This window comes from Suilimivivens aceti, from assembly GCF_025567405.1.
Lineage (GTDB): Bacteria > Bacillota > Clostridia > Lachnospirales > Lachnospiraceae > Suilimivivens > Suilimivivens aceti.
In genome coordinates this window covers 35,993-45,034 of sequence record NZ_JAOQKJ010000013.1, presented here as the reverse complement: position 1 = coordinate 45,034, position 9,042 = coordinate 35,993, and the positions used below count along the sequence as shown (strand labels likewise).

Genomic DNA, 9,042 nt, shown 5'->3' with positions numbered 1-9,042 from the left:
CCATCCCTAGTAGAGTATGGGGAAATCACCCTGAAACGGTTGTTCCATATTGGAATAATAACATGATTTTCTTACTGTGTAAACTCATATAAAGGTCATATAGGTGCTTCAAGTGTGTTAGTTGATAAATTTCCATGTTACTCTGTAACAAGGTCAGCACAGTCCAAATCAATCAAGATTTCTTTGACCTGTTCTTGGTTTTTCTCCTGTAATATGTTACCTTGGGTTTATTTACAAAAAGCAGAACCACATCTTCATCAAGAAGTAATGCAGCCAATTCTTTCTGCTTCATTTTCCGCTTAATAGCAGTATTCCCTTGCAAATATTCAACATCAATTTCAATATCCATTCTAATCACCCTAAATATTTTACTTTGCAAAAAGGTTTTACATTTATAATTTTTCCGTATTGTGCAGCTATTTCAGGATGTGCTTTTTTAGTTTATCAGCATCAATTTTAAATCTTGTCTGCTCACCAATCATATATACTTTTATACTTACAGATAGATGCTTCAAAGATAACATTCAAGGAAGTATTTGAAAAATGGTCAGCTGAACACTATTCAAAAATTTCACGTTCAAATGTGAATGGATATAATGCATCATTCAAGTTATGCGGTGATATAGAAAAAATGGTATTTGCTGATATTAGATTAAATCATTTACAGGGTGTGATTGACAACTGCGGAAAAAACTACCCAACATTGCGAAAAGTGAAGGTTCTTTTTAATTCCATGTATGGATGGGATATGAAGCATAATATTTGTGCAAAAGATTATTCTGAATTTGTAGATATATCACAATACAGGGACAAAAACCCAAATAAGATTGACCGCTTTCCATTCACAGATGAAGAAATCAAAACTATGTGGGGTTGATCAACCAAGAATGAATATGTTTCAATTTTCTTAAAAAAGATTGTTGGTCATGCAGGAAAAGGTGTGACAGAAATAGTATATACTCACCTTGATATGCAACAAATGTTAGAAGCTATTGATAAAATCTAAAGCATATGAATTTGTGTCATATGTGTGTCATATATGTGTCATAGACACCGATTTTCACAGGCAGACAGGGAAAGTTGAACAATGAACAAACCCCCAAGAATACAGCGTTCTTGGGGGTTCTAATTTTAAAACGATTATCGCTTGCTGAACTGCGGAGCGCGACGAGCTGCTTTGAGACCGTACTTCTTTCTTTCTTTCATACGAGGATCTCTTGTTAAGTAGCCAGCCTTCTTGAGAACCGGTCTGAAGTCTGCATCAGCCTGAAGTAATGCTCTTGCAATACCGTGTCTGATTGCTCCGGCCTGTCCTGTATATCCACCACCACGAACGTTAACGATTACATCAAACTTGTCAGCTGTTTCTGTAGCTGTCAGAGGCTGACGAACGATAACCTTCAGTGTCTCTAATCCAAAATACTCATCAATACTTCTTTTATTAATTGTAATATCGCCCTTTCCAGGTACTAAATATACTCTGGCGATTGATTTCTTTCTTCTACCTGTTCCGTAGCATTTGTTTGCTGCTTTAGCCATCTTTATTCTCTCCTTTCAGTCCCTTGATTAAAATGTTAATACTTCGGGTTTCTGAGCTGCATGCTGATGCTCAGGACCTGCATAAACGTGGAGCTTTGTATACATTTCTCTTCCTAAAGGTCCCTTGGGAAGCATACCCTTAACAGCGAGTTCAACTACCTTCTCAGGCTTCTTAGCCAGCATCTCTCTTAATGTGGTTTCCTTCATGCCACCAACATAATCTGAGTGATGATAGTAGATCTTCTGGTCTAACTTTCTTCCTGTTACCTTAACCTTCGATGCATTGATCACGATCACATAATCACCGGTATCAATGTGAGGAGTAAAGATTGCCTTGTTCTTTCCTCTTAAAACCTTGGCTACTTCTGAAGCCAGGCGTCCAAGTGTCATATTTGTAGCGTCTACTACATACCATTTTCTTTCGATTGTAGCAGGACTTGCCATAAATGTTTTCATTGTTTTCCCTCCGTAAAATTTGTTCATGTGCTGCGCACATAATGCACAGGTACTTTATTATCTGCATGCGGATGTCCGGGCCGCACTTCGACGATCAAATACTCTGTCAGGTACTCTATTTGAAATACTGTGCTAAGGAGATTTTACACAGTATTATCAAGCAATTTCGCACTGAATTATTATATTACACGGTTCCCGGAGTGTCAACAACTTTTTCCATATAAACACAGGAATTTCCTATGAATCAGATCTATTTTCATCCTGCCCTGTCCATTCATATTTTACCAGCGTCAGGCCGCAGGCAGGTGCCGTTGGTCCTGCTGCCTGCCTGTCCTTTGCCTCAAGAATTTCCCTGACATGCTCCGGCGGATAGCTTCCCCTTCCAACCTCCATCAGGGTACCGGCAATAATACGCACCATATTATATAAAAAGCCTGTACCGCAGACAGAGATTACGATTTCCTTTCCCTGCCTTTTGATCGTAATGGAAAGTATCGTCCTGACTGTAGTTTCTACTACTGCTGCCACGCTGCAGAAGCTCTTGAAATCATGTTCACCGACAAGATATGCCGCTCCTTCTCTCATCCTGTCAAGATCAAGTGGGACATAGGTAAAGTAGGTATACAGCCTTCTGACCGGCTCTGGAAAGGTATCCTGATAGATCCGGTACTCATAGGTCTTCCGGCTGCTGCAGTGTCTAGGATGAAAATCAGGTGCCACCTCACAGGATTCCCGCACCCGGATATCCTCAGGCAGTCTCTGGTTCACCGCATAGCAGATTTTCTCTGCCGGAATCCTTGCCTGTGTATCAAACACCGCCACATTACAGAGCGCATGCACCCCGGAATCCGTCCGGCTCGCTCCGATTACCTGAATTTCTTCCTGTAAAAGCTCCGACAGTGCCCGGTTCAGTTCTCCCTCTATGGTTCTCCCGTTTGGCTGTACCTGCCAGCCATGATATGCAGTTCCATCATATGCAACAACTAATTTTACCCGTTTCATGGCACTCCTGTCTTCCTAACTGTCTTACTGTTCTGCAATGCAGCCTCTGTTTTACAAGATGTTCTTTCCCTTTAGAACAGGATCCGTCCGAGAACCACACCGGTTGCAAGATACAATACAACAGCTCCATAGGCCAGATAATCTCTCCTGTGGTAAATCAGTGGCTTCATCTTCGTCCTGTTTTCCCCGCCCCGGTAGCATCTGGCTTCCATAGCAGTCGCCAGATCGTTGGCTCTCCGGAATGCCGAAACAAAAAGAGGCACTAACAGTGGCACCATATTCTTTGCCTTTTGTATCAGATTACCACTCTCGAAATCTGCACCACGGGCAATCTGGGCTTTCATGATCTTATCTGTTTCCTCGATCAGGATCGGAATAAACCGAAGTGCGATTGACATCATCATGGCGATCTCATGCACCGGTACCCGGATGGCATTTAATGGCTTTAACAGCTTTTCCAGACCGTCCGTAAGCTGATTGGGTGTGGTTGTCAGTGTCATCACGGAAGAACCCGTGATCAGGAATACCAGTCTGACCGCCATTTTCCCTGCCTGGATCACACCTTCCTTCGTGATCGTCAGCTTCCAGATGGTAACAAGCGGCTCTCCCTGTGTCAGGAAAAGATTGCAGACCACTGCCATAATAAGCAGAAATACGATCGACTTCATGCCTCTTACCATAAAGGACGGCGGCACTTTGGAAAGAGCGATAACTAACACAAGAAATACACCGGCCAGCACATATCCGACCCAGTTATCCACAACAAACAACGATATGATAAAGCATATCGTTGTCACCAGCTTTACTCTGGGATCCAGTCTGTGTATCACGGAATCTGTCTGATAATATTGTCCTAATGTAATATCCTTTAACATAACTATCCCCTGTGCAGTGCGGCAAGAATGGCATCCCGCGCCTCTTCCACACCGGTAATATCAGTATCTACCCGAAGTCCCTTTGCTTTCAGTGCCTGCATGATATAGGTAATCTGCGGCGCTGCAAGTCCTACTTCCTCAAGCTCCTTATAATGCCGAAACACCATCTTCGGCGCATCGTCAAACATTACACGGCTTTTATTCATCACAATGATCCTGTCCACATATCTGGCTACATCCTCCATGCTGTGGGAAACCAAAATCACTGTCATCCCTGTTTCTTCCCGAAGCTTCGCTACCTGGTCAAGGATCTCATCTCTTCCCTTCGGATCAAGTCCTGCTGTCGGCTCATCCAGGATCAGCACCTCCGGCTTCATGGCCAGTACACCGGCTATGGCTGCCCTTCTTTTCTGCCCGCCTGAAAGTTCAAAGGGTGACTGGTAAAAGCACTCATCCGGAAGCCCTACCTGCTTCAGTGCGGTATAAGCCCTCAGTTCCACCTCTTTCCGGTCAAGTCCCAGGTTCTTTGGTCCAAAACAGACATCTGTAAACACATCGGTTTCAAAAAGCTGGTGCTCCGGATACTGAAATACCAGTCCGACCTTGCTGCGCAGTGTCTTTCTGGAATATCCCTTTTCATTAATATCCTCACCATTGTAATAAATGGCTCCCGAAGTTGGGGCAAGCAGCCCGTTCAGATGCTGTACAAGCGTGGACTTTCCGGATCCGGTATGCCCGATCAGTCCGATAAACTGCCCGTCCGGTATCACAAGATTGATATCTGTCAGCGCCTGAAAGGAAATACTTGTTCCTTCCTCATATATATGATTCACATGATCCAAAACTATCGCCATGCTGTTCCTCTTTCTTCTATAATAAATCCACTATCTATACGCTGTGTAGACTTCACGCTTTATAAATGGAGTGCTTCGATCAGCTCCTCCTTTGTAAGAATCCCCTCCGGAATATCAAGCCCCTTTTCCCTGAGCTCATGTGCCAGCATAGTCACCTGTGGCACATCCAGCCGCAGCTCCTTCAGCTTTTCTACCTGGCTGAAGATCTCCCTTGGTGTTCCCTGCAGGGCAACTTTTCCCTGATCCATAACAAATACTTTATCCGCATGAATAATTTCTTCCATATAATGAGTGATCAGAATGATTGTGATCCCTTCCACATCATTCAGTGCCCGTACTGCCCGGATCACTTCTTTTCTTCCAAGGGGATCCAGCATGGCTGTCGGCTCATCCAGTACGATGCACTTTGGATGCATGGCGATCACACCAGCAATGGAAACCCGCTGCTTCTGCCCTCCTGAAAGCTTGCCGGGTGCATATTTCCGGAACTCATACATTCCAACTGCTTTAAGGCTCTCTTCCACACGCTGCCAGATCTCTTCTGTCGGCACACCGAGATTCTCCGGGCCAAAGCCCACATCTTCCTCCACAATCTGTCCAATGATCTGATTGTCCGGATTCTGAAACACCATCCCGGCCTCTCTTCTCACATCCCACAGCTTCTCATCATTCCGGGTATCCATGCCGTCTACAAAGACAGTTCCCTCTGTAGGGTAAAGAATGGCATTAAAATGCTTGGCCAGTGTGGACTTTCCTGATCCATTATGACCAAGGATTGCTATAAACTCTCCCTGTTTCACAGAAAGAGAAACGTTGTCCACAGCGGTTATAATTCCCTCAACATTTCCCTCTTCATCTCTTCTGATATAGTCAAACACCAGATCCCTGGTTTCTATAATTGCCATTTGTTCACCTCATATGCCAATCCGGTTTACAATTCACGTCTGTTCCCTATTTTACTAGATATCAGTTCTGTTTGCAATAGAAGGAATTTCGAGGTATCATCAGAATATCGGCAGTAAAACTGACTGTTTTCTGCCGTCCATTCATGATTTTTAAAGGAGTATCCACTTATGAAAAAGCTTCCCATAAAGTACCTTGTGATCCTCGGTATCCTGATCCTTACCTGTTCTGTGATTTCCCACAAGCTGTCCGGCAAGGAAACCCTTCAGGATTATGCAGAAAAAAATCCGGAAACAGCCTATGCAACCAAAGCCCCCGGCACCCCTTCGCCGTCTGTTTTAGCAGATGCCGGTGATTCTGCTTCCGCAGGTAATCCTGCAGTTCAGAGTGCTGTGCCCTTTCCGCTTGCAGAGAAAGTGACTGACAGTATTGAATATGAAACCGGCTTCTTTTACCAGCCTCTGACTTATCCTGTTATCCACCGTATTACCGGCATCTCCTATCCTATGTCAAAAACAGATGCAGCGCTGCTTTCTTTAGAAGCGCCTCCTAATATCTTATCTGATGAGGAAATGGCATCCCTTGCTGTATCCTATGAAGATCTTCGTTATATGAATATTCTGTACTATGATTTCAATGGTGATGTACAGACCGGCGAACTGATCTGCAATAAAGCGATCGCTGAAGATCTGATCGAGATTTTCTATGAATTATATGAGAACGAATACCAGATTGAAAGTGTCCGTCTGATAGATGATTATAACGGTGATGACACCGCTTCCATGGAAGCAAACAATACCTCCTGTTTCAACTACAGGCCTGTGGAAGGAACATCCTCTTTAAGCAAGCATGCCCTTGGCTGTGCCATTGACATCAATCCCTTCTACAATCCTTATGTCGTCTTTAACAAAGGAAAAGCCGGAGAAACTTACATTTCCCCAGCCGGCAGTGAAATCTATGCTGACCGCTCGAAAGTCTTTGCCTATAAGATCGATGAAAACGATCTCTGCTATAAGCTTTTTAAGGAACACGGCTTCACCTGGGGTGGTAACTGGAATTCCTGCAAAGATTATCAGCATTTTCAGAAGGTGCCGCAGTGAGCGGTACCTTATTCTGCCTGCGCCTTTTTCATCATAAAAAGCAGTCCCGCAAACATCCATATATTTCCTACTGAAATCCATGCACAGTCAATCGCATTGACAAAAGCATGATTGCCAAAGATATTGAACAGCTTTGCGATCAGCATACCTACCGGAAGTGAAAATACAAAACACCGCTTCGGATATGGTGTTTTTCCCTTCAGAAAGGCTGAAATCTGTGTTCCCTCCAGGATCAGGAAAAAGATCCAGAACAGAATCAGTGACGGTGCAATAAAATAATCAGCAAACTGTTCTACCGTTTCCAGTACATTCTCTGCCCCTGCCTCTGTCAGGCTTCGGTACAGAAACAGCATCATACAGATCGGCACATGAAATCCACATGGTCCAAACACAATATACCCGATAATTCCCGTTCTGAAGTTATGTGCTTGCTTCTGTGACCTTTCTGCCATAAGACGATAAATTCCAAAGTAAAACAGGCCTTCCAGAAATATACCGAACATTCCAAGCAGTGCCGCTGCAAATAATGTGCTGTTCTCTGCGTGCCTGTAGGCAGAAAACATCCTTACCAGCCCCTTCTTCGTTTCATCCTGGATTCCCCATCCGATCATCATATCTCCGATCAGTGTAAGAATTGCTGCAAACAGCCCTATGGAAAGCAGCTTTCTAATTCTTGGCCAGTCAAGCTGGCTGTCTATTCCAATTGGATTAAATTCATTCTAGTTCATACGATTGCAGCTCCTTTACAATTATTTCTTTTGTTTGTGATTAGTTGCATCTAACTCCATATTCATTTTATTACTTCCTTCTTTTCCAGTAAAGTGATTTTTCTCCTATGTCCGCTTATCTGTATATATGTTTTGTATTTTATTTGTTTTTTCTTCTAATTTTGTGTACTCTGTCCTGGCTTTGGTATATGATACAAATATGAGCGTTATCTCAAACGGGTAGCGGTTCGCCTTTCGCCAGAATGTTTTACATTTTGAGAACTTCCAGTATCTGGGAGGTGATACAAATGGAAAATAGGATGAAAGGTACATAATTTGATGATCGAAATACTTCTGAGTGTGATTGGTATTGTGGTAACAGTTATCAGCATAATTGTAACTCTGATCAGTATCATTCAGACATGCAGAAAAGATATCCATCAAAAAAGCAACCGCCCTCGACCAAAGGAATAGGTTGCTTTTTTAATGAGTAACTATTAACTTGGGCGAACCGTTGCTTTACGGTAACGCTCTTTTCATGTTTTTAGATTAACACTTATGGAAGGAATCGTCAACGTTGATTTCCGATAATTATTTAATTATTTAATCCGATCATTCTTTTCTCATATCTACAAAAGAAAGTCCACTTTCTTCTGTATGTTCTTTATACTTTTATATCCCATCTTTTCATACATCAGTTTCCTGCTTTATTTCAGATTCCTGTTCAGCTTCTGCTCCTGAATCTAATTCCGGTTTTGCCTCCTCCACCGTTTCCAGTACAGTCTTCTCTTCTGAGTCTTTCGCTGTTTCTTCTGCCTCCGGTATGGGATCCACGATTGCCTCTGTTGCCCTCTCCGACTCTGTCACTGCTGCTTTCATTTCTACATCTGCTTTGCTCTCCGGCTCAGAGATTTCTGTCTCTTCAACTGCTTCACTTTTCTGCTCTGCAGATTTATATTCAACAAACTCTTCTTCCAGAATCATGCGGATCAGACTGTCATTCTGCTCTTTCTTCCTGATAAAATGAATCCGGGCACAGGCTGCCAGAGCTGCCAGCAGGATCACAACAGTAAGCGCAAGCCAACTTCCACCTGATATTTCTGTCATTCCCAGTAAAAGAATCACGCTTAAGAGCGACAAAAATGCAATCAGAACAATCAGTTCATGTTCCCTGCTGCTGTAAGAAGCTTTGGTGTAAGTCTGGTAATAAGTATCCCTGCTTACGACCTTTTCGGTCAGCCTCTCACGGATCGATTGGATTTTTTCTTCATCCAATCCTTTTCCTGTATTTTTCCCGAATACCTTTTTGTTTTCCTTTTCTTCTCCGGAGGTTTGTCGGAAAGCAGAAAACTTAAGGCCTCCATTTTCTCTGATCTCATGGAACTGCCTGGATGCACGCGGTCTGAGCTTTTCAAATAAGCAGGCAATCCCATTGAAAATTCCTGCCAGAAGATCCAAAAGTGCCACAACCAGATTAATGACTGCCTTACATAAACCCTTGATCGCCTGATATAAATTATCCATGATTTCCCCCTGTGTATTTGAACTGGCGCTGCAGCCGCTTGTTTTTCTTTGCTCAATTACAGAAAACCTGCCACCGGCAGCT

General features: G+C 43.3%; 11 protein-coding genes. 2 read left to right on the top strand and 9 right to left on the bottom strand.

The window, feature by feature from the left end; genetic code table 11:
* Positions 1-172: 172 nt before the first annotated feature.
* The gene (locus OCV77_RS13850; RefSeq protein ID WP_262575586.1) at positions 173-349 is read right to left on the bottom strand and encodes a hypothetical protein; all 177 of its coding nucleotides are present in this window, start codon (positions 347-349) and stop codon (positions 173-175) included.
* A 114-nt stretch (positions 350-463) separates the two neighbouring features.
* Here OCV77_RS13850 and OCV77_RS13845 point away from each other — a divergent pair, with 114 nt between their 5' ends.
* Positions 464-877 carry a hypothetical protein gene (locus OCV77_RS13845; protein ID WP_262575585.1) on the top strand — a complete coding sequence of 138 codons (414 nt, stop codon included), beginning with the start codon at positions 464-466 and terminating at the stop codon, positions 875-877.
* 263 nt (positions 878-1,140) lie between these two features.
* On the opposite strand, the gene rpsI is transcribed toward OCV77_RS13845, so the two are convergent.
* The 6 genes from rpsI to OCV77_RS13815 form a co-directional block, all read right to left on the bottom strand.
* A complete protein-coding gene (gene rpsI / locus OCV77_RS13840) occupies positions 1,141-1,539 on the bottom strand; it encodes a 30S ribosomal protein S9 (protein WP_118799624.1) in 399 nt (132 codons plus the stop codon).
* 27 nt (positions 1,540-1,566) lie between these two features.
* Positions 1,567-1,995, bottom strand: coding sequence for a 50S ribosomal protein L13 (gene rplM / locus OCV77_RS13835; RefSeq protein WP_118799626.1), 429 nt, complete (start codon positions 1,993-1,995; stop codon positions 1,567-1,569).
* A gap of 237 nt (positions 1,996-2,232) precedes the next feature.
* A complete protein-coding gene (gene truA, locus OCV77_RS13830) occupies positions 2,233-2,997 on the bottom strand; it encodes a tRNA pseudouridine(38-40) synthase TruA (protein WP_262575584.1) in 765 nt (254 codons plus the stop codon).
* Between the two features lie 71 nt (positions 2,998-3,068).
* On the bottom strand, positions 3,069-3,872 hold the full coding sequence (locus tag OCV77_RS13825) for an energy-coupling factor transporter transmembrane component T family protein (RefSeq protein ID WP_262575582.1): 804 nt from the start codon (positions 3,870-3,872) through the stop codon (positions 3,069-3,071).
* Between the two features lie 2 nt (positions 3,873-3,874).
* Complete coding sequence (locus tag OCV77_RS13820; protein WP_118799632.1) at positions 3,875-4,726, bottom strand: energy-coupling factor transporter ATPase; 852 nt, start codon at positions 4,724-4,726, stop codon at positions 3,875-3,877.
* A gap of 59 nt (positions 4,727-4,785) precedes the next feature.
* A complete protein-coding gene (locus tag OCV77_RS13815; RefSeq protein WP_262575581.1) occupies positions 4,786-5,631 on the bottom strand; it encodes an energy-coupling factor transporter ATPase in 846 nt (281 codons plus the stop codon).
* Between the two features lie 168 nt (positions 5,632-5,799).
* On the opposite strand from OCV77_RS13815, the gene OCV77_RS13810 reads away from it, so the two are divergent.
* On the top strand, positions 5,800-6,729 hold the full coding sequence (locus OCV77_RS13810) for a M15 family metallopeptidase (RefSeq protein WP_262575580.1): 930 nt from the start codon (positions 5,800-5,802) through the stop codon (positions 6,727-6,729).
* An 8-nt stretch (positions 6,730-6,737) separates the two neighbouring features.
* Here OCV77_RS13810 and OCV77_RS13805 read toward each other — a convergent pair whose 3' ends face one another.
* Together OCV77_RS13805 and OCV77_RS13800 are read right to left on the bottom strand one after the other, a co-directional pair.
* The gene (locus OCV77_RS13805; RefSeq protein WP_317246641.1) at positions 6,738-7,391 is read right to left on the bottom strand and encodes a DUF6796 family protein; all 654 of its coding nucleotides are present in this window, start codon (positions 7,389-7,391) and stop codon (positions 6,738-6,740) included.
* Positions 7,392-8,123: 732 nt separating this feature from the next.
* Complete coding sequence (locus tag OCV77_RS13800) at positions 8,124-8,960, bottom strand: hypothetical protein (RefSeq protein ID WP_262575577.1); 837 nt, start codon at positions 8,958-8,960, stop codon at positions 8,124-8,126.
* Positions 8,961-9,042: the final 82 nt, after the last annotated feature.